The organism is Streptomyces sp. NPDC041796 (assembly GCF_055590785.1).
In genome coordinates this window covers 183,750-208,121 of sequence record NZ_JBVJAH010000006.1, presented here as the reverse complement: position 1 = coordinate 208,121, position 24,372 = coordinate 183,750, and the positions used below count along the sequence as shown (strand labels likewise).

Sequence of the window (24,372 nt, the reverse complement as noted above, 5' to 3'; positions counted from 1 at the left end):
GTGGGCGAAAACCGGGACGCCGCCCAGGGCCGGGGCACGTACCCTTTTCTGTTGTGCCGAACGCCAACGAAGACAACCCGACTGCACTGAGCCAGGTGCAACGCCGCGCGGTCAGCGAACTACTGCGCGTGTCCCCCGTCGCCGACGATCTCGCCCGTCGCTTCCACGAGGCCGGGTTCAGCCTCGCTCTGGTCGGCGGCTCGGTTCGGGACGCACTGCTCGGCCGGCTCGGCAACGACCTCGATTTCACCACCGACGCACGCCCCGAGGACGTTCTGAAGATCGTCCGCCCCTGGGCCGACGCGGTCTGGGAGGTCGGGATCGCCTTCGGCACGGTGGGGGTGCAGAAGGCCGCCCACGTCGAGGGCGCTGAACAGATCTTCCAGATCGAGGTCACGACGTACCGCTCGGAGGCGTACGACAGGACCTCGCGCAAGCCGGAGGTGTCCTACGGCGACTCCATCGAGGAGGACCTGGTACGCCGCGACTTCACCGTCAACGCGATGGCCGTCGCGCTGCCGGAGAAGGAGTTCATCGATCCGCACGGTGGTCTGGAGGACCTCTCCCAGCGCGTCCTGCGGACGCCGGGAACGCCCGAGGAGTCCTTCTCCGACGACCCGCTGCGCATGATGCGCGCCGCGCGGTTCGCCGCGCAGCTCGACTTCGAGGTCGCGCCCGAGGTCGTGGACGCGATGAGGCGGATGTCGGAGCGGATCGAGATCGTCTCCGCCGAGCGCGTACGGGATGAGTTCAACAAGCTGATCCTCTCCGCGCATCCCCGCAAGGGGCTGGGCCTGCTGGTCGACACCGGTCTCGCTCAGCGCGTGCTGCCCGAGCTGCCCGCGCTCCGGCTCGAGAGCGATGAGCACCACCGGCACAAGGACGTCTACGAGCACTCGCTGATCGTGCTGGAGCAGGCCATCGACCTCGAAGAGGACGGTCCCGACCTGGTCCTGCGGCTGGCGGCGCTGTTGCATGACATCGGCAAGCCGCGCACGCGTCGCTTCGAGGTGGACGGCCGGGTCTCCTTCCACCACCACGAGGTGGTGGGCGCGAAGATGACCAAGAAGCGTATGACCGCGCTCAAGTACTCCAACGAGATGATCAAGGACGTCTCGCGCCTGGTGGAGCTGCATCTGCGCTTCCACGGCTACGGCACGGGTGAGTGGACCGATTCCGCCGTACGCCGCTACGTGCGCGACGCAGGCCCGCTGCTGAGCCGCCTGCACAAGCTGACCCGCTCGGACTGCACCACCCGCAACAAGCGCAAGGCGGCCGCTCTCTCCCGGGCCTATGACGGGCTGGAGGAGCGCATCGCGAAGCTCCAGGAGCAGGAGGAGCTGGACTCGATTCGGCCCGACCTGGACGGCAACCAGATCCAGGAGATCCTCGGCATCCGCCCTGGGCCTGCCGTCGGTCAGGCGTACAAGTTCCTGTTGGAGCTGCGCCTGGAGAACGGGCCGATGGAGCACGACGACGCCGTCGCGGCGCTCAAGGAGTGGTGGGCCGCTCAGGACTGAGTTGGGCGCCGCCGTCATGTTTCACGTGAAACATGACGGCCGGAGAGAGGCAACACGGAGGGCGATGTTTCACGTGAAACATCGCCCTCCGTCGCGCTACAGCAAGGCATCGGCGCGCCTCCAGCGCAGCAGCGCGGCGGCGACGCCCCCGTACAAGCAGGCGACCATGACGACCAGCGGGACCGATCGGCCGTCGGCCGGAAGCATCAGGGCGGCAATGCCGGCCGCGCCGACGAAGGCCGCGTTGTAGAGCACGTCGTAAAGGGAGAAGACCCGCCCCCGGTACGCGTCGTCCACCGCCAGCTGCACCACCGTGTCCGTGGAAATCTTGGACCCCTGGGTCACGAGGCCCAGGACGAAGGCGGCGACCAGTATGGGCGCAGGCGCGAAGGGGAGTCCCAGTGCCGGTGCCAGCACGGCGGCCGACCTGGCGCACACCACCATCCAGCCGCCCTGCCCCAGCCGCCCGACCGCCCACGGTGAGAGCACCGCGGCGGCGAAGAACCCCGCCCCCGAGATACCGACGGCCAGGCCCAGCAAGGCGAGCCCCTCCGACTCGGTCGACGTCCAGGCGTACCGGCAGAGCATCAGCACCATCACGGTCAGCGCGCCGTAGCAGAAGCGCATCACCGTCATCGCGGCGAGCACCCGGGCCGCCGCCCGCCGCCGGGCGAGGTGGCGCACCCCGCTGATCAGCCCCTGGGCCGTCGAGGCCAGCGCCGCCCCCAGCCGGGGCTGCACCACTCCCGGGTCGGGGCCCAGCAGCTCGCGGCCCATGCGCAGCGAGGCCAGGGCCGAGCACAGGTAGAGGCCGGCGCCCAGCAGCACCACCGTCGCGTCGGAGTCGGCGCCCAGCAGCCGTACGACGAAGGCGAGCCCGCCGCCCGCCGTGGCCGCCAGCGTGCCGGCGGTGGGCGAGACCGAGTTGGCCATCACGAGCCGGTCGGCGTCCACGACACGGGGCAGCGCGGCCGAAAGCCCGGCGAGGACGAATCGGTTGACGGCCGTGACGGAGAGCGCCGACGCGTAGAAGAGCCAGTCCGGTACGGAGGTGAGGATCAGGAACGCCGTGCCGGTGGCGAGCAGGGCGCGCAGCAGGTTGCCGTAGAGGAAGACCTGGCGTCGCTGCCAGCGGTCCAGCAGGACACCCGCGAACGGGCCGACGAACGAGTACGGCAGCAGCAGAACCGCCATGGCGGAGGCGATCGCGGTGGGCGAGGTCTGCTTCTCGGGGGAGAAGACGACGTACGTGGCGAGTGCGACCTGGTAGACCCCGTCGGCGCACTGCGAGAGCAGTCGTACGGCCAGCAGGCGGCGGAAGTTCGTCAGGCGCACGAGTACGCGCAGATCACGTACGACAGGCATGGCAGCAAGGGTCACATACGGCGAAGGTCCCCGGGCAGATGCCACGGGGACCTTCGGCGAGTGGGGCGGAGGCTTAGCGCTCGACCTCGCCCTTGATGAACTTCTCGACGTTCTCGTAGGCCTCGTCGTCGAAGTACTGGACCGGCGGGGACTTCATGAAGTACGAGGACGCGGAGAGGATCGGGCCGCCGATGCCGCGGTCCTTGGCGATCTTCGCGGCGCGCAGGGCGTCGATGATGACACCCGCCGAGTTGGGGGAGTCCCACACCTCGAGCTTGTACTCCAGGTTCAGCGGAACGTCACCGAAGGCACGGCCCTCGAGGCGGACGTACGCCCACTTGCGGTCGTCCAGCCAGGCGACGTAGTCCGACGGACCGATGTGGACGTTCTTGTCACCGAGGTCACGGTCGGGGATCTGCGAGGTGACGGCCTGCGTCTTGGAGATCTTCTTGGACTCCAGGCGGTCGCGCTCGAGCATGTTCTTGAAGTCCATGTTGCCGCCGACGTTCAGCTGCATGGTGCGCTCGAGACGGACGCCGCGGTCCTCGAACAGCTTCGCCATGACGCGGTGCGTGATGGTGGCGCCGACCTGCGACTTGATGTCGTCACCGACGATCGGGACACCGGCCTCGGTGAACTTGTCCGCCCACTCCTTGGTGCCGGCGATGAAGACCGGGAGGGCGTTGACGAAGGCGACCTTGGCGTCGATGGCGCACTGGGCGTAGAACTTCGCCGCGTCCTCGGAGCCGACCGGGAGGTAGCAGACGAGGACGTCGACCTGCTTGTCCTTGAGGACCTGCACGACGTCGACCGGGGCCTCGTCGGACTCCTCGATGGTCTGGCGGTAGTACTTGCCCAGGCCGTCCAGGGTGTGGCCGCGCTGGACGGTCACGCCCGTCGACGGCACGTCGCAGATCTTGATCGTGTTGTTCTCGCTGGCACCGATCGCGTCCGCGAGGTCCAGCCCGACCTTCTTCGCGTCGACGTCGAAGGCCGCCACGAACTCCACGTCTCCGACGTGGTAGTCGCCGAACTGGACGTGCATCAGACCCGGCACCTTGGCGGCCGGGTCGGCGTCCTTGTAGTACTCGACGCCCTGCACCAGCGAGGCGGCGCAGTTGCCCACGCCGACGATGGCTACGCGAACCGAACCCATTCCGGTTGCTCCCTGTGTTGATCTTCGAAGCCCTGCAGGTCGCAGGGCCTCACTTGGCGGTGTCGTCGGACGGATCCGGCCGGGTACTGCCCCCGTGCCGGGGCAGGCCGCCCGTCTCTCCAGATGTGTCGTCCTGCTGAGCGCCGGCGGGGCCCTCGGTGGCCTGGTCGGCCTCCGGGGTCCCGGAGCCGGACCGTCGCTGGTCCCGCCCCGCCCGCTCGCTCTCGATGAGCTCGTTCAGCCAGCGCACTTCGCGCTCCACGGACTCCATGCCGTGTCGCTGCAGCTCAAGCGTGTAGTCGTCCAGGCGCTCGCGCGAGCGGGCCAGGGAGGCGCGCATCTTCTCCAGACGCTCCTCCAGGCGGCTGCGCCGGCCTTCCAGCACCCGCATCCGCACCTCGCGCTCCGTCTGCCCGAAGAAGGCGAAGCGGGCCGCGAAGTGCTCGTCCTCCCAGGAATCCGGTCCGGTGTGGGACAGGAGCTCCTCGAAGTGCTCCTTACCTTCGGCCGTCAGCCGGTAGACGATCTTGGCGCGGCGCCCGGCGAGCGAGGCGGCGAGGGCGTCCTCGGGGGCGCTGCCCGGTTCCTCGATCAACCAGCCGTTTGCGACCAGCGTCTTGAGGCAGGGGTAGAGGGTCCCGTAACTGAAGGCCCGGAAGATCCCCAGCGACGTGTTGAGCCGCTTACGCAGCTCGTATCCGTGCATCGGAGCTTCGCGGAGCAGGCCGAGGACGGCGAACTCGAGGATGCCGGAGCGCCTGCTCATCCATCGCCCTCCTCCGCCTTCGCCGGCTCTGGCGCCGTGACTCTTATGCCGTGCTGATGTATCGACTCGATACATCCCGACGATAGAACGGCCCGGCACCCTCGACAAGGGCGGCTAGGGTGAGCGGCGTCACATAGTCAATTCGGAGTAAACGACTTGCCTGATTTGGGATGAACTTCAGTCCTCAGAGGTTTTTGACCGTGCGTAGTCTGTGCGGCATGCACACCCGTGGGAACCATGCGACGCCGTTCGGCGTCCTCGTTCTGAGTGCATGGCGGATGAGCCCCACCCAGGGCTGGTCCGTATCCATTTCGGGGGGACCGGAACTCAGCTGCCGCTTCCAGGCGTACTCGCCTGCCCGAGGAGTAGTCGTTCGATGAGCGAGCACCGTCGCAAACCGCCACAGCCGCAGGGTGGCGGACGTGCCGCGGCCAGGCGAGCCGCCCAGCAGCCCACGGGCCGCAGGGCGGCTCAGGCGCGAGGAACCAGTGCAGGATCTCCTGCCGACCCGTACGGCGGCGGCGAGGAGCGGGTGTACGGCAGCCGTGCCGAGGCCCGCCGGGCCGCCCAGCGCGGCGGACGCCGCCGTGGTGCCGAGGGTGCAGGCGGCGGAGCCGGTGGAGCTGGCGGACACGGTGGCGGCCGACGGGGCGGCGGCGGCCACAACGGCGGCCGTGGCGGGCAGCCGGGCAAGAAGCGGCTGATCGACTACCCCCGGCACAACAAGTACGGATGGCGCCGCTGGGTGCCCTCCTGGAAGCTCGTCACCGGGATGTTCCTCGGGTTCGCAGCCTCGGTCATGGGTGCCTCGGCGGTCGTGTACGCCATGGTGGAGGTGCCGCAGGCGGTCAAGATCGCCACGGCCCAGAACAACGTCTACTACTACTCCGACGGCACGCAGATGGCCGCCACCGGTGGTGAGATCAACCGGCAGATCCTGGACTACGACCAGATCCCCAAGGACATGCAGAACGCGGTGATCTCGGCCGAGAACAAGACGTTCTGGGACGACAAGGGCGTCGACCCGAAGGGCATCAGCCGCGCCCTGGTCAACATGGCCATGGGTGAGCAGACCCAGGGTGGCTCCACCATCACCCAGCAGTACGTGAAGAACGCGATGCTGGACGACCAGAGCCAGACCATCAGCCGCAAGGCCAAGGAACTGTTCATCTCCCTCAAGGCCGGCATGGAGGAGCCCAAGAAGGAAGTGATGGCCGGCTACCTGAACACCTCGTACTACGGACGAGGTGCGTACGGTATCCAGGCCGCGGCGCGCACGTACTACGAGAAGGACGCGAAGAAGCTCACCGCCAGTGAGTGCGCGTTCCTCGCCGCGCTGCTGAAGGGCGCCACCTACTACGACCCGGCCGGTTCGGTGGACATCGACCCCAGAGCCACGCCCGCGGCCAACACGGAGGCCGCCACCAAGCGGTGGAAGTGGATCCTCGACGAGATGGTCAAGGACGGCCACCTCGACCCCGTGGAGCGGGCCAAGTTCACGGACTTCCCGATGCCCAAGCCGCCGAAGAAGGAGGCGCGGCTCGGTGGCCAGGTCGGGTACATGGTGGACCTGGCCAAGGCGTTCGTCATCAACAACAACGACGTGGGCATCACGGCGAAGAAGCTCTCGCAAGGCGGCTACGAGATCTACACGACGTTCGACAGTAAGAAGGTCGAAGCGTTGAAGAAGGCCGTGCAGAGCGTCGAGAAGGCCAACATCGACCCCAAGGCGCGCCCGAAGACGGACACGCACGTCCAGTTCGGTGGTGCCTCCGTCGATCCGAAGACGGGTGCGATCGTCGCCATCTACGGCGGCTCCGACGCGACCAAGCACTTCACCAACAACGCCGACCAGACCGGTGCTCAGGTCGGCTCGACGTTCAAGCCGTTCGTGCTGGCCGCGGCGATGGAGTACGGGGTACGTGACCCGCAGGGCGAGGCCGTTCAGGGCCCCGACCAGCGCCGCACCGTCGACCCGGACAAGACGTACTACAACGGTGCGAACAAGCTCAAGATCAAGAAGTACGACGGCAGCGTCTGGCACAACGAGGACGGTGAGGAGTGGCTCCAGGTCAACGACGGTGACAAGAGCTACGGGGACATCAACCTCCGCGAGGCGATGATCCACTCGGCCAACTCGCCCTTCGTGCAGCTGGGCATGGACGTCGGCATCGAAGAGGTCCGGCAGACGGCCGTCGCGGCCGGTCTGCGCAAGGAGAGCCTGGTCGCGGCGAACGTTCCGTCGTTCTCGATCGGTATCTCCGACCCCAGCGCCATCCGTATGGCGGGCGCCTACGCCACCTTCGCGGCCAACGGCAAGCAGCGTGACCCGTTCTCCGTGAAGGAAGTGAAGAAGCGCGGCGAGACGATCTTCAAGCACGAGGCCACGACGAAGCAGGCCTTCTCGAGCGCCATCGCCAGCAACGTCACCGACGTGCTGAGGGACGTCGTCGAGGACCCCGAGGGCACCGGTAACAACGCGGCCATCCCGGGCCGCCAGGTCGCCGGCAAGACCGGTACCACCGACGGCAACAAGTCCGCCTGGTTCGTCGGCTACACGCCGCAACTGGCCACCGCGATCGACATGTACCGGATGGACGACAACGCGGCGAACAAGAACCGCAAGTTCCTCGAGATGTTCGGCACCGGTGATCAGAAGAAGATCCACGGTTCGTCGTTCCCGTCCGAGATCTGGCAGAAGTACATGTCGACGGCGCTCAAGGGCCAGAAGGTGATCCCCTTCCCCGAGCCGGAGCAGTTGGAGGCCGACACCGTGTACGGCGGCGGCGCCAAGAGCCCGGAGCCCACGCCGTCCGACACGCCTTCGCAGACGCCGTCCCAGACGCCGTCGCAGAGCCCGTCGCCGACCCCGTCGCAGTCGGAGAGCTCCAAGCCCGCGGAGCCCTCGTGCGGCCCGTTCGACTGGGACTGCGAGAACGAGAACGGTGGTCAGGACGGCGGTCAGGACGGTGGCCAGGACGGTGGTCAGGACGGTGGTGGCGGGACCGACACGGGTGGTACCGATGACGGCGGCACCACCACCGGCGGCACCAGTCCCAGTCCCTCGTTGACCACCGGCGGCACCACCAACGGCAACGGAAACGGTGGCGCCAACGGAGGCTGGTTCGGCGGGACGGAGGGCTAGCGCCCGGCGTCCCCACCGCCGCCCAGGGCCGCGAGGCCAAGCCTTGGTATGAGGGCCGCCGCATCCTGTACGCACATCGTGCGCGTACGCCGGATGCGGCGGCCCTCGACGTTGTCCACAGGCCGTTGTCCACAGGCCGCGCCGGTCCGCAGCCCCGTACGGCAGGATGTCCCCATGCCGAGCCCACACAAGACGACGAGCGCCCACCAGGACGGGCCCGTCGTGCCCCCGACCCGGCGGGACGAGGTCGCAGCCGCCGGCAGCGAGCTGATCGGGGGCCCCGTCGGCCGCCGCGCACGGCTCGGTGGCAGCGCGCTCACACCCGTGCGGGTGATCGCCCTCGTCGCGATCGGCATGTTCGCCCTCGGCATGGTGCAGAAGCTGCCCTGCTACAACTGGGCGTGGTTCCGCGGAACCAGTTCGCAGTACACCCACGCCTGCTACTCCGACATCCCCCACCTGTTCATCGGGCGGGGCTTCGCCGACGGGCTGATCCCGTACTTCGACCGCCTCGGCGGCGACATGGAATACCTCGAATACCCGGTGCTCACCGGACTGTTCATGCAGGTCGCGTCCTGGCTGACGCTCCCCTTCGACGGTGACCTGCAGTACCGCGAGCAGATGTACTGGATGGTCAACGCGGGCATGCTGATGGTCTGCACGGCCGTCCTCGTGGTCTGCGTCGCCCGCACCCACCGCAACCGGCCCTGGGACGCCCTGCTGGTCGCCCTGGCGCCCGCCTTCGCGCTCACGGCCACCATCAACTGGGACCTGCTCGCGCTGGCTCTCACCGCCGCCGCCATGCTGATGTGGTCCCGGGAGCGGGTGCTCGCCTTCGGCATCCTCCTGGGCCTGGCCACCGCCGCCAAGTTCTACCCGTTCCTCCTGCTCGGGCCGTTGCTGCTGCTGTGCTGGCGGGCATGGAAATGGCGGGAGTTCGGGATCGCCGTGCTGGGCACGGCGGCCTCATGGCTCGCGGTCAACGTGCCGGTGATGCTGCTGGCCCCCGAGGGCTGGAAGAAGTTCTACTCCTTCAGCGAGGAACGGGGCATCGACTTCGGCTCCTTCTGGCTGATCATCACCCAGCGCACCGGCGCCAACATCACACCGGACGCCGTCAACACGTACGCGAGCGTGCTGATGGGGCTGGCCTGCCTCGGGATCGCCGCCCTGACGCTGACGGCGCCCCGCCGGCCGCGTTTCGCGCAACTGGCCTTCCTGGTGATCGCGGCGTTCATCCTCACCAACAAGGTCTATTCGCCGCAGTACGTGCTCTGGCTGATCCCGCTCGCCGCCCTGGCGCGCCCGCGCTGGCGGGACTTCCTGATCTGGCAGGCCTGCGAGGTCATGTACTTCGTCGGGATCTGGATGTACCTGGCGTACACCACGAGCGGCAACAAGCAGGGCCTGCCGACGGAGGGCTACCAGTTCGCCATCGTCCTGCACCTGGCCGGCACGCTGTTCCTGTGCGCCATGGTGGTACGGGACGTCCTGATGCCCGAGCGCGACGGGGTACGGCGCGACGGGTCCGACGATCCGGCCGGGGGCGTGCTGGACCGCGCGGAGGACGTCTTCGTGCTCGGCAGGGCGGCGCACCCGCCCCAGCACGCCGCACACGCGGTCCAGGCACCGCGTGTGGAGTGGGGCGTGGTACGGGAGTGACGAGCGTCGTACGGGACGGTGACGGCCCCCCAGGCGGCCCTGGGGCGGGCTGACCGTCGGTGGGTCCCTAGCGCTCGACCAGGCGGTCGAACTGGGTGGTGGTGTGCCGGAGGTGGGCGACCAGTTCGTCGCCGACCTTCGGTTCCTGCGCGTCCGACGGGACGAAGAGGATCGACACCTGCATGTGCGGCGGCTCGGCGAACCAGCGCTGCTTGCCCGCCCAGACGAACGGCGACAGATTGCGGTTGACCGTCGCCAGGCCGGCCCGGGCCACGCCCTTGGCGCGCGGCATCACGCCGTGCATGGCCTTCGGGGCCTCCAGGCCCACCCCGTGGGACGTGCCGCCCGCGACGACGACCAGCCAGCCGTCGGACGCCGCCTTCTGCTGGCGGTAGCCGAAACGGTCCCCCTTGGCGACGCGGGTGACGTCCAGGACCGCACCCCGGTACTGCGTCGCCTCGTGGTCGCCCAGCCACAGCCGCGTACCGATCCGGGCCCGGAACCGGGTCTGGGGGAACTGCTGCTGGAGCCGTGCCTGCTCCTCCGCCTTGAGGTGGCTGACGAACATGGTGTGCAGCGGCAGGCGCGCCGCGCGCAGCCGGTCCATCCAGCCGATGACCTCCTCGACGGCGTCGGTGCCGTCCGTGCGGTCCAGCGGCAGGTGCAGCGCGAAGCCCTCCAGGCGTACGTCCTCGATGGCCGCGTGCAGCTGGCCCAGCTCGTGCTCGGCGATGCCGTGCCGCTTCATCGAGCTCATGCACTCGATGACGACCCGGGCGCCGACCAGCGCGTGCACCCCGTCCACGGACGACACCGAGCGGATCACCCGGTCCGGCAGCGGAACCGGTTCCTCGCCCCGCCGGAACGGGGTGAGGACCAGCAGGTCACCGCCGAACCAGTCCTTGATGCGGGCCGCCTCGTACGTCGTGCCCACCGCCAGCATGTCGGCCCCGAAGCGGGCCGCCTCCTCCGAGAGCCGCTCGTGGCCGAAGCCGTAACCGTTGCCCTTGCACACCGGGACGAGGCCCGGGAACTGGTCGATCACGGTCTTCTGGTGCGCCCGCCAGCGAGCGGTGTCGACGTAGAGGGAGAGCGCCATGGCCGGCCCGGAACCTTTCTGTGGCTGCGGTGTATCAGGGGTGAGTACGAGACTACGGAAGCGTCAGCGGCGTGACATGTAAATGTCGAGGGCCTTGTGCAGCAGCTTGTTCAGCGGGAAGTCCCACTCGCCGATGTACTCGACGGCCTCGCCGCCCGTGCCCACCTTGAACTGGATCAGGCCGAAGAGGTGGTCCGTCTCGTCCAGGGAGTCGGAGATGCCCCGGAGGTCATAGACGGTGGCGCCCATCGCGTAGGCGTCGCGCAGCATTCGCCACTGCATAGCGTTCGACGGCCGGACCTCGCGGCCGATGTTGTCCGAGGCTCCGTAGGAGTACCAGACGTGCCCGCCGACCACGAGCATGGTCGCCGCCGACAGGTTCACGCCGTTGTGGCGGGCGAAGTACAGCCGCATGCGGTTGGGGTCCTCGTTGTTGAGGACGGTCCACATGCGCTGGAAGTACGACAGCGGGCGGGGGCGGAAGCGGTCGCGGACGGCCGTGATCTCGTACAGCCGCTGCCACTCGGCGAGGTCCTCGTAACCGCCCTGGACGACCTCGACGCCGGCCTTCTCGGCCTTCTTGATGTTGCGCCGCCACAACTGGTTGAAGCCCTTGAGGACGTCGTCGAGCGAACGGTTCGCCAGCGGCACCTGGAAGACGTAGCGGGGCTGTACGTCACCGAAGCCGGCGCCGCCGTCCTCACCCTGCTGCCAGCCCATCTTGCGCAGCCGGTCCGACACCTCGAAGGCCCGCGGCTCGATGTGCGTCGCCTCGACGTCACGCAGGCGCTTGACGTCCGGGTCCTGGATGCCGGACTTGATCGCGCCCGCGTCCCAGCGGCGGATGACGACCGGCGGGCCCATCTTCACGGAGAAGGCACCCTGGTGCTTCAGGTGCGCCAGCATCGGCTGGAGCCAGTCGTCCAGGTTGGGCGCGTACCAGTTGATCACCGGGCCCTCGGGGAGGTACGCGAGGTAGCGCTTGATCTTCGGAAGCTGCCGGTAGAGCACTAGGCCGGCGCCGACCAGCTGGCCGTCCTTGTCGAACCAGCCCAGGTTCTCCGAGCGCCACTCGGTCTTCACATCAGCCCATGCGGGGACCTGGCAGTGACTAGCCGCGGGCAGGCTCTGGATGTACGCCAGATGCTGCTCTCGGCTGATGGTCCTCAGGGTCAGGCTCATGCGGGGCGCTCCTCGGCAGGTGTGTCCCCATGGGTACAGGGGCTCCGGCTCTCGCGCCGAAGCCTACTGGCACCGGGGAGCGCCCCGACTGGCTGTACGCCAGGAGGGCCTAACCGAGGACACCGCCGAAGAGGCCGCCGTGTGCCATCCCGAGGCCGAAACCGATCGCCGAGGCGCCCAGACCGATGATCAGCAGGGTGCGCTCGCGTGTCGTCTCGGAGATGTACTGGCCGTAGGCGCCGGTGACGAGGCCCAGCAGGCCCGTCCACGAGCTGATCAGATGGAGGCTGTGGAACTGGGCCGTGATGAAGGCGACGGCACCCAGTACCAGGGTCACCGCCATCAGCGTGTCCTGGAGCGGATGGGGCTTGCCGTCCGTGGCGAAGAGCGACGAGGTGGGGTGACGGTGGAATGCCTGGGCCATGAGGTACCTCCTGGCTGTGCCGGAAGGCGGCGCATCGTAGCGCCGCACGCACCCGATGTGTACAGATTGCGTCCCCTGGCCACAGGATTTCAACCGGAAGCCGGTGTGCGGGTACTCTGTACGGTCTGCACCGGTGTCTGCCCATGCCCTGATCAGGGTCCCCCACTCGCTGGGGGTGATTGTCAGTGGCGGCCGATACCGTTGCTCACGCATCACGACCCTCCTGCCACGGAACGACCGTGGCCGCTGAGTCCAAAGGAGGTGGGTTCCACATGCGTCACTACGAGGTGATGGTCATCCTCGACCCCGATCTCGAGGAGCGCGCTGTCTCCCCGCTGATCGAGAACTTCCTCTCCGTCGTCCGTGAGGGCAACGGAAAGGTGGAGAAGGTCGACACCTGGGGCCGTCGTCGTCTCGCTTACGAGATCAAGAAGAAGCCCGAGGGCATCTACTCGGTCATCGACCTGCAGGCCGAGCCTGCGGTCGTCAAGGAGCTCGACCGCCAGATGAACCTGAACGAGTCGGTCCTCCGGACCAAGGTCCTCCGTCCCGAGACCCACTGAGCACCTAGCTCAGAGGTCATCGGGTTTCGAGTAGCAGCAGCAAGCAGCCAGAAGCAATCCCGCCGAGAGGTTCCCCATGGCAGGCGAGACCGTCATCACGGTCGTCGGCAATCTTGTCGACGACCCCGAGCTGCGCTTCACCCCGTCCGGTGCGGCGGTCGCGAAGTTCCGCGTCGCGTCCACTCCCCGCACCTTCGACCGTCAGACCAATGAGTGGAAGGACGGCGAGAGCCTGTTCCTGACCTGCTCGGTCTGGCGCCAGGCGGCGGAGAACGTCGCCGAGTCGCTTCAGCGAGGCATGCGCGTCGTCGTGCAGGGCCGGCTGAAGCAGCGGTCCTACGAGGACCGCGAGGGCGTCAAGCGCACGGTCTTCGAGCTGGACGTCGAGGAAGTCGGCCCCAGCCTCAAGAACGCCACGGCCAAGGTCACCAAGACCACCGGCCGCGGTGGCCAGGGCGGCTACGGCGGTGGCCAGCAGGGCGGCGGCAACTGGGGCGGTGCCCCGGGTGGTGGCCAGCAGGGTGGCGGCGCTCCCGCCGACGACCCCTGGGCGACCAGCGCGCCGGCCGGCGGCGGCCAGCAGCAGGGCGGTGGGGGCGGCTGGGGCGGAAGCTCCGGCGGTTCCGGCGGCGGCTACTCGGACGAGCCCCCCTTCTAAGCCTCCGGGCTTACAGGGATCAGGCTCGTACCCCACTTCTTGATCACACAGGAGATACACCATGGCGAAGCCGCCTGTGCGCAAGCCGAAGAAGAAGGTCTGCGCATTCTGCAAGGACAAGACCGCGTACGTGGACTACAAGGACACGAACATGCTGCGGAAGTTCATTTCCGACCGCGGCAAGATCCGTGCCCGCCGCGTCACCGGCAACTGCACGCAGCACCAGCGTGACGTCGCCACGGCCGTCAAGAACAGCCGTGAGATGGCGCTGCTGCCCTACACGTCCACCGCGCGATAAGGGAGGGTGACCGAAACATGAAGATCATCCTCAAGCACGAGGTCTCCGGCCTCGGCACCGCTGGTGACGTCGTTGACGTCAAGGACGGTTACGCTCGCAACTACCTGGTCCCGCGCGGTTTCGCGATCCGCTGGACCAAGGGTGGCGAGAAGGACGTGGCGCAGATCCGCCGCGCCCGCAAGATCCACGAGATCGCGACCATCGAGCAGGCCAACGAGGTCAAGGCTCAGCTCGAGGGCACGAAGGTGCGCCTGGCCGTTCGCTCCGGCGACGCCGGCCGTCTCTTCGGCTCCGTGACCCCGGCCGACATCGCTGCGGCGATCAAGTCCGCGGGTGGTCCCGAGGTCGACAAGCGCCGTGTCGAGCTCGGTTCGCCGATCAAGACCCTCGGCTCGCACCAGGTCTCCGTGCGTCTGCACGCCGAGGTCGTCGCGAAGCTCGGCGTCGAGATCGTCGCCGCCTGAGCATTGAGCTCAGCGGTCGCGTAGCGATGGGCCGTCGATCGCTCGTCGATCGTCCGGCTTGAACAGAAGGGCCGCACCTCCGGGTGCGGCCCTTCTGCTGTGCGTTCTTGCTGTCTCATGTTCTTGCTGTCTCACATTCCGCTGTCTCACGTTCTGCTGTTTCACGTGAAACATGGCTTCTGTCCCGGACAGCCTCGGCGGTCCGGTGTCAGCGGGTGGCACCTGTGACCACCCAGCGGCCGGAGCGCATACGCAGCCACAGCGTCACCATCCGGACCGTCATCATCAGTCCCATCGCCCACCACAGGGCGGTCAGTCCACCGCCCAGTGCGGGCACCAGCAAGGCGACCGGCGCGAAGACGGCGAGCGTCACCAGCATGGCTCCGGCGAGGTACGGGCCGTCTCCCGCGCCCATGAGCACACCGTCCAGGACGAAGACCACCCCGGCGATCGGCTGGGCGAGCGCCACGACCATCAGCGCGGGCAGGAGTGTCTCCTGCACGGTGGGGTCGCCGGTGAACAGCGGGATGAAGAGGGGGCGGGCCAGGACGATCAGTCCGCCGAGCACCAGACCCGAGGCGATGCCCCACTCCACCATGCGGCGACAGACCCTCCGTGCCCCTTCGGCATCACCGGCGCCCAGGTAGCGGCCGATGATCGCCTGCCCCGCGATGGCGATGGCGTCCAGCGCGAAGGCCATCAGGCTCCACAGAGACAGGATGATCTGGTGAGCGGCGACATCGGCGTCGCCAAGGCGGGCGGCGACGGCAGTGGCGATCATCAGCACCGCCCGCAGCGAGAGCGTACGGACCAGGAGCGGCACCCCTGCCTGGGCGCTCGCGCGTATACCGGCGGCATCAGGGCGCAGCGAGGCGCCGTGGAGCCGTGCTCCTCTGACGACCACGAACAGGTAGGCCACCGCCATGCCGCACTGGGCGATCACCGTGCCCCAGGCCGAACCGGCGATGCCGAGGCCGGCGCCGTACACGAGCGCCACGTTCAGCACCGCGTTCGCGGCGAAGCCGGCTATGGCGACGTACAGGGGAGTACGGGTGTCCTGGAGGCCGCGGAGCACACCGGTGGCGGCGAGGACGATCAGCATCGCCGGTATCCCGAGGCTGGAGATGCGGAGGTAGGTGGTGGCGTGAGGGGCTGCGGTGCCGGAGGCGCCGAAGAGGTCGACGAGCCAGGGGGCCGCTGGCAGGGTGACCGCGATGACGGCTATGCCCAGCAGCAGCGCCAGCCAGATGCCGTCCATACCCTGGCGGATGGCCGACGGCAGGTCGCCGGCGCCGACGCGGCGGGCGACGGCCGCGGTGGTGGCGTAGGCGAGGAAGACGAAGACGCTGACAGCCGTGGACAGCAGGGCGGCGGCGATGCCCAGACCGGCGAGCTGTGGGGTGCCGAGGTGGCCGACGACGGCGCTGTCGACGATCACGAAGAGCGGCTCGGCGACGAGTGCGCCGAAGGCCGGGAGGGCGAGCGCGATGATCTCGCGGTCGTGCCGGCGTCGTTCGCTCTTCGGTCGCGCGGGGGCCTGGGTCATGAGGGCAATCTAATCTTCCACAGGTAAGAGATGCAAGGCGCGAGAGATCCTTACCGATCTTCGAGTTGACGCTTGATGTGTGCGCCGTTTGTTCTGATCTTGGCCCGGTGGGGAAAGTTTTTCTCCCCCACAGCCGGTGGATGGAAAAGCCGCAGGTCAGATGGGCTATGGCGGTGTGGCTATGAGTTTGTCCACACGGCTGTCCCCCGGTCCGTGCACAGGTTCTGGGGAGTTCTCCACAGCATCTGGGTCTTCACCCACAGGCCCTGTGGATAACCAGATTGGCTGACGGTGCCCGCGGGCCTACCGTGGTCCGGCGCTCGACGCGCCAGAAGCGGGAGTTGAGCCACTCGCTTTGTCAGTGTCGTGCCGTAGAAAGAGTGGCACGGCGAGGTCCGCGGAGCGGACGGGAGGAGGTGGGCCGGTGAGCATCCCCGAGCCCTTGGACGACCCCTGGGCCGACACCGGTCCCAGTGACCGTCTGCCCGTCACCCGCCAGCGCGGCAGCGACAGCCGCGGCCGCGGTATGGGCCGCGACGAGCAGCACGAGCGGGGCAGCGAGAGCGGGCCCTGGGACAGCGGCGCGGGCGGTTTCGAGCGGGTGCCGCCGCAGGACCTCGACGCCGAGCAGTCCGTGCTCGGCGGCATGCTGCTCTCCAAGGACGCGATCGCGGACGTCGTGGAGATCATCAAGGGCCATGACTTCTACAAGCCGGCCCACGAGACCATCTACACCGCGATCCTCGACCTCTACGCCAAGGGTGAGCCGGCCGACCCCATCACGGTGGGCGCCGAGCTGACCAAGCGCGGCGAGATCAACCGGGTCGGCGGGGCGCCATATCTGCACACCCTGGTCCAGTCGGTGCCGACCGCGGCGAACGCCTCGTACTACGCGGAGATCGTCCACGAGCGGGCGGTCCTGCGGCGCCTCGTCCAGGCCGGAACCAAGATCACGCAGATGGGATACGCCGCCGACGGGGATGTCGACGAGATCGTCAACTCCGCCCAGGCGGAGATCTACGCGGTCACCGAGCAGCGCACGAGCGAGGACTATCTGCCGCTCGGCGACATCATGGAAGGCGCCCTCGACGAGATCGAGGCGATCGGCTCCCGCAGCGGCGAGATGACCGGCGTACCGACCGGCTTCACGGACTTCGACTCGCTGACGAACGGCCTGCACCCCGGCCAGATGATCGTCATCGCGGCCCGTCCCGCCATGGGTAAGTCGACGCTCGCACTGGACTTCGCCCGCGCCGCGTCGATCAAGAACAACCTGCCGAGTGTCATTTTCTCCCTCGAGATGGGGCGCAACGAGATCGCGATGCGCCTGCTGTCGGCGGAGGCCCGCGTGGCGCTGCACCACATGCGTTCCGGCACGATGACCGACGAGGACTGGACGCGGCTGGCGCGCCGGATGCCGGATGTGTCCCAGGCCCCGCTCTACATCGACGACTCCCCGAACCTGTCGATGATGGAGATCCGCGCCAAGTGCCGTCGGCTCAAGCAGCGGAACAACCTCAAGCTGGTCGTCATCGACTATCTCCAGCTGATGCAGTCCGGCGGCTCCAAGCGCGCCGAAAGCCGACAGCAGGAAGTGTCGGACATGTCGCGAAACCTGAAGCTGCTGGCCAAGGAGCTGGAGATTCCGGTGATCGCACTGTCCCAGCTGAACCGTGGCCCCGAGCAGCGGACGGACAAGAAGCCGATGGTCTCGGACCTCCGTGAGTCCGGCTCCATCGAGCAGGACGCGGACATGGTCATCCTCCTTCACCGAGAGGACGCGTACGAGAAGGAGTCCCCCCGCGCGGGCGAGGCCGACCTGATCGTGGCGAAGCACCGTAACGGCCCTACGGCGACCATCACCGTGGCCTTCCAGGGCCACTACTCGCGCTTCGTGGACATGGCGCAGACCTGATCGCCCCAGGTGCGGGGTCTCGGATGTCGCGGCACAGTCCCGTCTCCGATGGCACGTCGGAGGCACCTGTGCCGTCTTCGTGAGACTCGCCGGTCGGGTTCTCACCCTTTCGGGGGCGGGTTCCGGCCCGCTCCGCCCGTCAGTGCCTCGCACTGCCGGCTGCCCACCCCCGTGGTGGCGTCCACGTTCGCGGGGACCCGGCCCGCGGTCGAGTCGCGTGTCGGGCGCTCAGCGCCTGGTCTCGTACCTGGTCAGGATCACGCCGCAGGGAAGCGTCCGCGTCTCCACCAGGTTCAGGTTCACCCAGTTGTCCAGCGCGGTGAAGAACGGCGTGCCGCCGCCCACCAGGACCGGCGCGGTGGCCAGCACGTATTCGTCGATCAGCCCGGCCCGCATGGCCGCCCCGGCGAGCGTCGCGCCGCCGATGTCCATCGGGCCGCCGTCCTCGGACTTGAGCCGGGTGATCTCGGTGACCGCATCGCCGGTGACCAGGCGGGTGTTCCAGTCGACCTTGTCGATCGTCGAGGAGAACACCACCTTCGACATGTCCCGCCAGCGGCGCGCGAACTCGATCTCCGCCGGGGTGGCGTGGGGCTGCTGGTCGCCGGTCGGCCAGTAGGAGCTCATCGTCTGCCACAGCTTGCGCCCGTACAGCGACAGGTCGGTCGCCTGCAACTGGTCGGACCAGAACTGGAACAGCTCGTCGCTCGGCACGCTCCAGCCGATGTCGTCGCCGGGCGCGGCGATGTAGCCGTCCAACGACAGGTTCATGCCGTAGATCAGTTTCCGCATGACGCCAGCCTTCCGTGAGTCGGTCTCACGCGTACGGACCGGCGCGGCGCGCGAGACTCATCGGTCCGCTTTTTGGGCCCGCACGGAGTCCTCGTGCTCGGCGGCTCAGCCACGGACTCATTCGTTCCGCCGCACGTAGAGCGAAGACCTCAGACCAGCGGCGGCCCCGCCTCGACGCGGCGCAGCACTGGAGGGAGGCGATCCAGGTCAGGGTCGGTCTGGACCTGCCGCTCGTCCCACCAGGTGACGCCGGCGTCGTGCAGTGGTCCGATCACGTCCTTGGCCTTGGCCGGGTCAGAGGGCGTGGCGCCGCCGAGTACGAACTCGAAGGGGTGCTCGGCCCCGGCCGCACGGTGCTTGCGCACGTAGCCGACCAGATCACGTACTTCGGCCACATCCGGCAGATGACCGTGCCGGGCCGTCTCGAAGAGCGGCACCGCGCCATCCCACCGCGCTGCCCTCCGCATGGGCGGGCGGCGCGGCCAGAATCCGCCGATCCAGACCGGCGGACAGGGCCGCTGCACCGTGGCGGGCAGCAGCGTCACGTCCCGGACCTCATAGTGCCGGCCATGGTGGTTCACCGAGTCGCCGGACCAGAAGCGCCTCAACAGCTCCAGGCCCTCGTCCAGCCGCTCAGCGAGGAGGCGTGGCTCGGCGGTGTCGCCGAAACTGCGGTACTCGTCCTCGATCGGACCGCCCAGACCGGCAGCGAAGATCACCCTGCCGCCGCTGAGGTGGTCCAGGGCGGCCACTTGGCGGGCGAGTTGCTGTGGACGGTAACGGGGGACTGGTGTCAGCAGGGTTCCCAGTCGGATCCGGGAGGTCGCCAGCGCGGCCGCTGTCAGCAGGATCCAGGGGTCTCCGAAAGGACGCCCTTGGTGTTGTCGGTGCAGTACATGGTCCCAGACGAAGAGCCCGTCCCAGCCGGCCTGTTCGGCAGCGGCCGCCACGGTTGCGACGTTACGGGGGTCGGCGAAGTCACCGAAGTTGGGAATGTTGATGGAGAAGCGCATTCCAGCAGGATGCGCAGCCCGGCGCGCAGGGACAATCACCTTCCTGGCCAAGCGGCTTCACTCGCCGAGCGGCTTCACAGCAGGCGGCGACCCGGAGAATTACGTGTCCGTCGGCAGGCGGAGCGGACGGCTGCAGAAGGCGCGCACAAGGAAATGCCACGGAGCTGAGAAACGAGCTGCCGGACAGGGGCTGAGACGGAGACAGCCCAGAAACCCGCTGGTCAAAGCTGTTCTCTATGAGACGTGCCGTGAGATCCACACCCCTCGTCCTCGCGTTTTGTCGCCTTAACTGTTGACCCGCAGGCCGTGACCACCGTGGGATGCCGGTCCGCGAGACGCCGAAGGGGGGTAAAGCGGTCGACGGTACCGCTCCCGGGCGGATACACCTGGGGCATGACCTCATCCTTCGAAGGACTACTCCCCAGCACCGAGCGCGCTCTCCTGTACCGGGTGGCCACCGCACAGGCGGAAGGGCGGACGCCCTCATTCGTCGGTGCGGTCGCCAGGGACGGCCGGCTGCTGTGGGAGGGCGGGCGCAGTTGTGTCGACGGGCATGTGCCGGATGCCGATACGCAGTACCGGATCGGATCCATCACCAAGACCTTCACGGCGGTTCTGGTGATGAGGCTGCGGGATGAGGGCCTGATCGACCTGGGCGACCCGCTGGAGAAGCACCTGCCGGGGACAGGAGTGGGCGATGTGACGATCGCCCAACTGCTCGGCCACAGTGCCGGGTTGGCGGCCGAGTCGCCCTCACCGTGGTGGGAGCGGACACCGGGGACGCTGCGCCCCGAGCTCGCCGACGTGCTTGGCCAGAGGCCGGTGCTGCACCCGGCGGGGCGGCGCCATCACTACTCCAACACCGGTTACACGCTGCTGGGTTCGCTGGTCGAGGCGGTACGCGGGGTCACGTGGGAGGAGGCGCTGCGGTCCGAGATCCTGGAACCGCTGGGACTGACGCGTACGAGCACCCAGCCAGTCGCGCCGCATGCCGGAGGGTGGGCCGTACACCCCTGGGCCGATGTGATGCTGCCCGAACCGGCCGAGGACCTGGGGTTGATGGCGTCGGCGGGACAGCTGTGGTCGACCGCCGCGGACCTGTGCCGGTTCGCCTGGTTCCTGGCGGACGGCGATGAGCGGGTTCTGAGTAGCAGCACGCTACGGGAGATGCGGACTCCTGCCGCGCCGCCGGAGGCCGGGGACTGGGACGGTGGCTATGGGCTCGGGTTGCAGTTGGTGCGCTCGAACACGCGCACGCTGGTGGGGCACTGCGGTTCTCTGCCGGGCTTCCTCGCCGGGCTGTGGGTGAGTGTGGAGGAAGGAGTAGCGGCGGTCGTCCTCGCCAACGCCACGTCGGGGCCGCCGATCGGCGTGGTCGCCGCCGACCTGCTGCGCATCGTCGCCGACGCCGAGCCGCGGATCCCGGAGCCGTGGCGCCCCCTTCCCGACATCGAACCGAAGCTGCTGGAGCTGACCGGTCCCTGGTACTGGGGGACGTACGCCTATGGCCTGCGGGTGGTCGCGGACGGCGGTGTCGAGCTGACCCCACTGGGCGGCCAGGGACGCGCCTCACGCTTCCGTGCAGAGGACAATGGCACCTGGACCGGTCTGAACGGCTACTACGCGGGGGAGACGCTGCGGGTGGTGCGACGGGAGGACGACTCCGTCAGCCACCTCGACCTCGGATCGTTCGTTTTCACGCGTGAGCCCTACGAGGCCGGGGACGCCGTACCGGGTGGTGTCGACGCGGACGGGTGGCGCGGGCTCTGACACAGCGATGTTTCACGTGAAACGCTGGCGTGCGCAGTCCTCCAGGGCTGCGCACGGCATCACAATGTGATCTTGAAGCCTACGTGTGAGGCTTCGAAACCGAGCCGCTCGTAGAAGCGGAGCGCGTCGGTGCGGGTGGCGTCCGACGTCAGCTGTACCAATTGGCACTTCTGTCGCCGCGACTCCGCGATGGCCCATTCGATGAGCTTGGTGCCCAGCCCGCTACCGCGCTCATCGGCGTGGATACGAACGCCTTCGATGATCGACCGGGTCGCGCCACGCCGTGACAGTCCGGGAACGATCGTGAGCTGAAGCGTCCCGACGACCCGCTCCCCGCATACGGCGACGACCAGGTGCTGATGCGGGTCGGCCGACAGCCGCTCAAAGGCGGCGGTGTACGGAGAGAGGTCGTCGGGCGATTCGCGCTGCGCCCCCAGGGGATCGTCGGCCAGCATGGCCACGATCGCGGGGATGTCGGCGAGGGCGGCGGGCCTTATCTCAAGATCGCTCATGGAGCGCAGGCTACTTCGGAGCCGGCCTTCCCGGCCGGTCAGCCCACCGGGATGTGGAGTTCTTCGACGGCCCTGACCAGCGGGGCGAGGTCCGGGTTCTTCGCGGCCTCGTCGAGCGCTTCCCGCAGGGCGGCGTCGTTGGTGGGCCGCGCCTCTGCGAGCAGAGTGAGACCGGCCTCGGTCACGTCGGTGTAGATACCGCGTCGATCGGTGTCGCAGAGATAGCGCGTGAGCAGCCCGCGGTCCTCGAGGCGGGTGACCAGGCGAGTGGTGGCGCTCTGGCTGAGGACGACGGCGTCTGCGACCTGCTTCATCTGGAGATGACCGCCCGGCCCGTTGTGCTGTCGGCTGAGGACGTCGAGCAGGGAGAACTCGCGCACACTCAGGCCGTGCTCGGCCTCCAGCGCGCGCTCGATGCGCGCCTCGATCTTGCCGTGGAGCAGAGAGAGCGCGCACCAGCCCTGGGAGAGGGCGGTGAGTGCCGGATCTGTGGCGGTCATGGGGTCGGTCCTCCGTCCCGGAGCGGCTTGCCCACCAGGATAGACGACGCCTGCAATAGCCCGCGCTTGCAATTAACCAGCGTCTGCAATTATTGTCGACGCTCGTAAGGCGCATACGCAATCTTCTGGAAGGTGCACTCCATGCCGCTCGCGCTTCTGGCCCTCGCTATCGGGGCCTTCGGTATCGGGACCACCGAGTTCGTGATCATGGGATTGCTCCCCCAGGTTGCGGCCGACTACCAGGTGTCGATCCCCACCGCCGGTTATCTCGTGACGGGATACGCACTCGGTGTCGTCCTCGGCGCGCCGCTGATGACCGTCCTGGGCACCCGCGTCTCCCGGAAGCGGATGCTGATGCTTCTCATGGGGCTGTTCATCGCGGGCAACGTCCTCTCCGCCGTGGCCCCGTCCTTCGGCCTCATGCTGACCGGTCGGGTCGTCGCCTCGCTGGCGCACGGCGCGTTCTTCGGCATCGGCTCGGTGGTGGCCGCCGACCTCGTTGCCCCCGAGAAGAAGGCCGGCGCCATAGCGATGATGTTCACCGGCCTGACCGTCGCCAACGTGGTCGGTGTGCCGGCCGGCACCTTCATCGGTCAGACGGCCGGATGGCGTGTCACCTTCCTCACCGTGGCCGCCCTCGGTGTCCTCGGCCTTCTCGGCGTCGCCAAGCTGGTGCCCGAGCAGCCCAAGCCCGCAGGCGTACGGCTGCGGCACGAGCTCGCCGCCTTCCGCAACGTTCAGGTGCTGCTGGCCATGGCGATGACCGTGCTCGGTTTCGGCGGTGTCTTCGCCGCGATCACCTACATCACCCCGATGATGACCGAGGCCGCGGGCTTCGCCGAGTCGTCCGTCACCTGGCTGCTCGTCCTCTTCGGCCTCGGAATGGTCGGCGGCAACCTGATCGGCGGCAAGTTCGCGGACCGCAAGCTGATGCCGCTGCTGTACGTCTCACTGGGCGCCCTGGCGCTGGTGCTCGCACTGTTCACCGTGACGGCACACCACCAGGTCGCGGCCGCGATCACCATCACGCTGATCGGAGCCCTGGGCTTCGCTACCGTGCCGCCGCTGCAGAAGCGGGTCCTGGACCAGGCTGCCGGCGCTCCGACGCTCGCCTCGGCGGTGAACATCGGCGCCTTCAACCTCGGCAACGCGCTCTCCGCCTGGCTCGGCGGCATCGTCATCTCGGCCGGTCTCGGTATCACCGCCCCGAACTGGGTCGGCGCCGCCCTGGCCGCTTCCGCCCTGGCCCTGGCCGTCCTGTCGAGCGCCCTGGAACGCCGGGGCGTCCGGCACGGTAGCCGGATCGTCGCCTCAGCCGCCCCGGAGCCGGCCGCGGTCCCCCTCGCCCGGCACTGAAACGCCCACCCCCCGACCCTCCCCGTATCAAGGAGCCACCGCTCATGAGCAACACCGCCACCGCCGTCGCCCCACTGACCACCCAGGACGCCGAGGCCCTCGTGGACACGGCCCGTCGCGCCGCAGAAGAGGCTGGGGTCACGGTTGCCATCACCGTCCTGGACGCGGGCGGCCATCTGCTGGCCTTCCGCCGTGACGACCGCGCCGTATTGATCGCCGGCGAGACCAGCACCCGGAAGGCGTTCACCGCCCTCCAGCTGAACGCCCCGACCGCCGACCTGGTCGACGCCGTCCAGCCCGGCGGCCCGTTCCACACGCTTCCCACCGCACTCGACCGGCCGCTCCTGTTCATCGCGGGGGGCGTCCCGGTGCACCGCGACGGCCGTCTGATCGGCGCGATCGGCGTGGGCGGCGGTGCCCCCGAGCAGGACCACGGCTTCGCCGTCGCAGCGGTGGAGGCGCTGGCGTAAGCCGGTCAGACACTCTCCCCGCACCCGTCCCCCTGGCCCGGAACGCCTCCCGGCTGGGGGGATCTGTTGTTTCACGTGAAACACGGCTCTCGGGTCTCTCTGCCGCCCGTTTTCTTCGTCGAGCAGTTGCTCGACTGCGGTTCACACGCCGCCCAAGGTTCAGGTGGGCCTGCCGTGCCATTCACGGAGCCGGTCA

Annotated in this window: 22 protein-coding genes; 11 read left to right on the top strand and 11 right to left on the bottom strand. The window is 68.5% G+C overall.

Annotated elements, in window-relative coordinates; translation table 11 throughout:
* Nucleotides 1-53: 53 nt before the first annotated feature.
* Complete coding sequence (locus ACZ6C1_RS14080) at nt 54-1,520, top strand: CCA tRNA nucleotidyltransferase (RefSeq protein WP_469240713.1); 1,467 nt, start codon at nt 54-56, stop codon at nt 1,518-1,520.
* Between the two features lie 96 nt (nt 1,521-1,616).
* Here the strand turns inward: ACZ6C1_RS14080 and ACZ6C1_RS14075 are convergent, their stop codons facing one another.
* The 3 genes from ACZ6C1_RS14075 to ACZ6C1_RS14065 all read right to left on the bottom strand — a co-directional run bounded on the left by ACZ6C1_RS14075 (nt 1,617) and on the right by ACZ6C1_RS14065 (nt 4,807).
* The gene (locus tag ACZ6C1_RS14075; RefSeq protein ID WP_469240711.1) at nt 1,617-2,885 is read right to left on the bottom strand and encodes an MFS transporter; all 1,269 of its coding nucleotides are present in this window, start codon (nt 2,883-2,885) and stop codon (nt 1,617-1,619) included.
* 73 nt (nt 2,886-2,958) lie between these two features.
* Nucleotides 2,959-4,041: an inositol-3-phosphate synthase gene (locus tag ACZ6C1_RS14070; RefSeq protein WP_469240709.1), complete on the bottom strand. Its 1,083-nt coding sequence runs from the start codon at nt 4,039-4,041 to the stop codon at nt 2,959-2,961.
* A gap of 49 nt (nt 4,042-4,090) precedes the next feature.
* Nucleotides 4,091-4,807, bottom strand: a complete 717-nt coding sequence (locus tag ACZ6C1_RS14065; protein ID WP_469240707.1) for a PadR family transcriptional regulator — start codon at nt 4,805-4,807, stop codon at nt 4,091-4,093.
* A 376-nt stretch (nt 4,808-5,183) separates the two neighbouring features.
* On the opposite strand from ACZ6C1_RS14065, the gene ACZ6C1_RS14060 reads away from it, so the two are divergent.
* Both ACZ6C1_RS14060 and ACZ6C1_RS14055 read left to right on the top strand, forming a co-directional pair.
* A complete protein-coding gene (locus ACZ6C1_RS14060) occupies nt 5,184-7,952 on the top strand; it encodes a transglycosylase domain-containing protein (RefSeq protein ID WP_469240705.1) in 2,769 nt (922 codons plus the stop codon).
* Between the two features lie 174 nt (nt 7,953-8,126).
* The gene (locus tag ACZ6C1_RS14055; RefSeq protein ID WP_469240703.1) at nt 8,127-9,614 is read left to right on the top strand and encodes a glycosyltransferase family 87 protein; all 1,488 of its coding nucleotides are present in this window, start codon (nt 8,127-8,129) and stop codon (nt 9,612-9,614) included.
* Between the two features lie 67 nt (nt 9,615-9,681).
* Here the strand turns inward: ACZ6C1_RS14055 and ACZ6C1_RS14050 are convergent, their stop codons facing one another.
* The 3 genes from ACZ6C1_RS14050 to ACZ6C1_RS14040 all read right to left on the bottom strand — a co-directional run bounded on the left by ACZ6C1_RS14050 (nt 9,682) and on the right by ACZ6C1_RS14040 (nt 12,319).
* Nucleotides 9,682-10,713: an alanine racemase gene (locus ACZ6C1_RS14050; RefSeq protein WP_469240701.1), complete on the bottom strand. Its 1,032-nt coding sequence runs from the start codon at nt 10,711-10,713 to the stop codon at nt 9,682-9,684.
* A 63-nt stretch (nt 10,714-10,776) separates the two neighbouring features.
* A complete protein-coding gene (locus tag ACZ6C1_RS14045) occupies nt 10,777-11,895 on the bottom strand; it encodes a lipid II:glycine glycyltransferase FemX (protein WP_126884153.1) in 1,119 nt (372 codons plus the stop codon).
* Between the two features lie 109 nt (nt 11,896-12,004).
* Nucleotides 12,005-12,319 (bottom strand): hypothetical protein, encoded by a 315-nt coding sequence (locus ACZ6C1_RS14040; protein WP_469240699.1) that lies wholly within the window; start codon nt 12,317-12,319, stop codon nt 12,005-12,007.
* A 272-nt stretch (nt 12,320-12,591) separates the two neighbouring features.
* On the opposite strand from ACZ6C1_RS14040, the gene rpsF reads away from it, so the two are divergent.
* The 4 genes from rpsF to rplI all read left to right on the top strand — a co-directional run bounded on the left by rpsF (nt 12,592) and on the right by rplI (nt 14,302).
* Nucleotides 12,592-12,882 (top strand): 30S ribosomal protein S6, encoded by a 291-nt coding sequence (gene rpsF, locus ACZ6C1_RS14035; RefSeq protein ID WP_004950685.1) that lies wholly within the window; start codon nt 12,592-12,594, stop codon nt 12,880-12,882.
* A 76-nt stretch (nt 12,883-12,958) separates the two neighbouring features.
* Nucleotides 12,959-13,540, top strand: coding sequence for a single-stranded DNA-binding protein (locus ACZ6C1_RS14030; RefSeq protein ID WP_469240697.1), 582 nt, complete (start codon nt 12,959-12,961; stop codon nt 13,538-13,540).
* Between the two features lie 61 nt (nt 13,541-13,601).
* Nucleotides 13,602-13,838: a 30S ribosomal protein S18 gene (gene rpsR / locus ACZ6C1_RS14025; RefSeq protein WP_005315025.1), complete on the top strand. Its 237-nt coding sequence runs from the start codon at nt 13,602-13,604 to the stop codon at nt 13,836-13,838.
* Nucleotides 13,839-13,855: 17 nt separating this feature from the next.
* The gene (gene rplI / locus ACZ6C1_RS14020) at nt 13,856-14,302 is read left to right on the top strand and encodes a 50S ribosomal protein L9 (RefSeq protein ID WP_469240695.1); all 447 of its coding nucleotides are present in this window, start codon (nt 13,856-13,858) and stop codon (nt 14,300-14,302) included.
* A 208-nt stretch (nt 14,303-14,510) separates the two neighbouring features.
* Here the strand turns inward: rplI and ACZ6C1_RS14015 are convergent, their stop codons facing one another.
* Nucleotides 14,511-15,848 (bottom strand): MATE family efflux transporter, encoded by a 1,338-nt coding sequence (locus ACZ6C1_RS14015; RefSeq protein ID WP_469240693.1) that lies wholly within the window; start codon nt 15,846-15,848, stop codon nt 14,511-14,513.
* Nucleotides 15,849-16,272: 424 nt separating this feature from the next.
* Between ACZ6C1_RS14015 and dnaB the strand changes: the two genes are divergently transcribed.
* A complete protein-coding gene (gene dnaB, locus ACZ6C1_RS14010; protein WP_351815473.1) occupies nt 16,273-17,763 on the top strand; it encodes a replicative DNA helicase in 1,491 nt (496 codons plus the stop codon).
* Between the two features lie 228 nt (nt 17,764-17,991).
* On the opposite strand, the gene ACZ6C1_RS14005 is transcribed toward dnaB, so the two are convergent.
* Nucleotides 17,992-18,555, bottom strand: a complete 564-nt coding sequence (locus tag ACZ6C1_RS14005; RefSeq protein WP_469240690.1) for a dihydrofolate reductase family protein — start codon at nt 18,553-18,555, stop codon at nt 17,992-17,994.
* A gap of 149 nt (nt 18,556-18,704) precedes the next feature.
* Nucleotides 18,705-19,568 (bottom strand): LLM class flavin-dependent oxidoreductase, encoded by an 864-nt coding sequence (locus ACZ6C1_RS14000; protein ID WP_469240688.1) that lies wholly within the window; start codon nt 19,566-19,568, stop codon nt 18,705-18,707.
* Between the two features lie 393 nt (nt 19,569-19,961).
* On the opposite strand from ACZ6C1_RS14000, the gene ACZ6C1_RS13995 reads away from it, so the two are divergent.
* Nucleotides 19,962-21,338, top strand: a complete 1,377-nt coding sequence (locus tag ACZ6C1_RS13995) for a serine hydrolase domain-containing protein (protein ID WP_469240686.1) — start codon at nt 19,962-19,964, stop codon at nt 21,336-21,338.
* A 59-nt stretch (nt 21,339-21,397) separates the two neighbouring features.
* Here the strand turns inward: ACZ6C1_RS13995 and ACZ6C1_RS13990 are convergent, their stop codons facing one another.
* Nucleotides 21,398-21,850 carry a GNAT family N-acetyltransferase gene (locus ACZ6C1_RS13990; protein WP_469240684.1) on the bottom strand — a complete coding sequence of 151 codons (453 nt, stop codon included), beginning with the start codon at nt 21,848-21,850 and terminating at the stop codon, nt 21,398-21,400.
* A 38-nt stretch (nt 21,851-21,888) separates the two neighbouring features.
* Complete coding sequence (locus ACZ6C1_RS13985; RefSeq protein ID WP_469240682.1) at nt 21,889-22,350, bottom strand: MarR family winged helix-turn-helix transcriptional regulator; 462 nt, start codon at nt 22,348-22,350, stop codon at nt 21,889-21,891.
* A 141-nt stretch (nt 22,351-22,491) separates the two neighbouring features.
* Here ACZ6C1_RS13985 and ACZ6C1_RS13980 point away from each other — a divergent pair, with 141 nt between their 5' ends.
* A complete protein-coding gene (locus ACZ6C1_RS13980; RefSeq protein WP_469240680.1) occupies nt 22,492-23,706 on the top strand; it encodes an MFS transporter in 1,215 nt (404 codons plus the stop codon).
* Nucleotides 23,707-23,750: 44 nt separating this feature from the next.
* A complete protein-coding gene (locus ACZ6C1_RS13975; protein ID WP_469240678.1) occupies nt 23,751-24,176 on the top strand; it encodes a GlcG/HbpS family heme-binding protein in 426 nt (141 codons plus the stop codon).
* Nucleotides 24,177-24,372 lie beyond the last annotated feature (196 nt).

Bases quoted from the DNA above. Each gene is read 5' to 3' on its own strand.
- ACZ6C1_RS14075 (WP_469240711.1), bottom strand. From the start codon at position 2,885: ATGCCTGTCGTACGTGATCTGCGCGTACTCGTGCGCCTGACGAACTTC.
- ACZ6C1_RS14070 (WP_469240709.1), bottom strand. From the start codon at position 4,041: ATGGGTTCGGTTCGCGTAGCCATCGTCGGCGTGGGCAACTGCGCCGCC.
- ACZ6C1_RS14065 (WP_469240707.1), bottom strand. From the start codon at position 4,807: ATGAGCAGGCGCTCCGGCATCCTCGAGTTCGCCGTCCTCGGCCTGCTC.
- ACZ6C1_RS14060 (WP_469240705.1), top strand. From the start codon at position 5,184: ATGAGCGAGCACCGTCGCAAACCGCCACAGCCGCAGGGTGGCGGACGT.
- ACZ6C1_RS14055 (WP_469240703.1), top strand. From the start codon at position 8,127: ATGCCGAGCCCACACAAGACGACGAGCGCCCACCAGGACGGGCCCGTC.
- ACZ6C1_RS14050 (WP_469240701.1), bottom strand. From the start codon at position 10,713: ATGGCGCTCTCCCTCTACGTCGACACCGCTCGCTGGCGGGCGCACCAG.
- ACZ6C1_RS14045 (WP_126884153.1), bottom strand. From the start codon at position 11,895: ATGAGCCTGACCCTGAGGACCATCAGCCGAGAGCAGCATCTGGCGTAC.
- ACZ6C1_RS14040 (WP_469240699.1), bottom strand. From the start codon at position 12,319: ATGGCCCAGGCATTCCACCGTCACCCCACCTCGTCGCTCTTCGCCACG.
- rpsF (WP_004950685.1), top strand. From the start codon at position 12,592: ATGCGTCACTACGAGGTGATGGTCATCCTCGACCCCGATCTCGAGGAG.
- ACZ6C1_RS14030 (WP_469240697.1), top strand. From the start codon at position 12,959: ATGGCAGGCGAGACCGTCATCACGGTCGTCGGCAATCTTGTCGACGAC.
- rpsR (WP_005315025.1), top strand. From the start codon at position 13,602: ATGGCGAAGCCGCCTGTGCGCAAGCCGAAGAAGAAGGTCTGCGCATTC.
- rplI (WP_469240695.1), top strand. From the start codon at position 13,856: ATGAAGATCATCCTCAAGCACGAGGTCTCCGGCCTCGGCACCGCTGGT.
- ACZ6C1_RS14015 (WP_469240693.1), bottom strand. From the start codon at position 15,848: ATGACCCAGGCCCCCGCGCGACCGAAGAGCGAACGACGCCGGCACGAC.
- ACZ6C1_RS14005 (WP_469240690.1), bottom strand. From the start codon at position 18,555: ATGCGGAAACTGATCTACGGCATGAACCTGTCGTTGGACGGCTACATC.
- ACZ6C1_RS14000 (WP_469240688.1), bottom strand. From the start codon at position 19,568: ATGCGCTTCTCCATCAACATTCCCAACTTCGGTGACTTCGCCGACCCC.
- ACZ6C1_RS13995 (WP_469240686.1), top strand. From the start codon at position 19,962: ATGACCTCATCCTTCGAAGGACTACTCCCCAGCACCGAGCGCGCTCTC.
- ACZ6C1_RS13990 (WP_469240684.1), bottom strand. From the start codon at position 21,850: ATGAGCGATCTTGAGATAAGGCCCGCCGCCCTCGCCGACATCCCCGCG.
- ACZ6C1_RS13985 (WP_469240682.1), bottom strand. From the start codon at position 22,350: ATGACCGCCACAGATCCGGCACTCACCGCCCTCTCCCAGGGCTGGTGC.
- ACZ6C1_RS13980 (WP_469240680.1), top strand. From the start codon at position 22,492: ATGCCGCTCGCGCTTCTGGCCCTCGCTATCGGGGCCTTCGGTATCGGG.
- ACZ6C1_RS13975 (WP_469240678.1), top strand. From the start codon at position 23,751: ATGAGCAACACCGCCACCGCCGTCGCCCCACTGACCACCCAGGACGCC.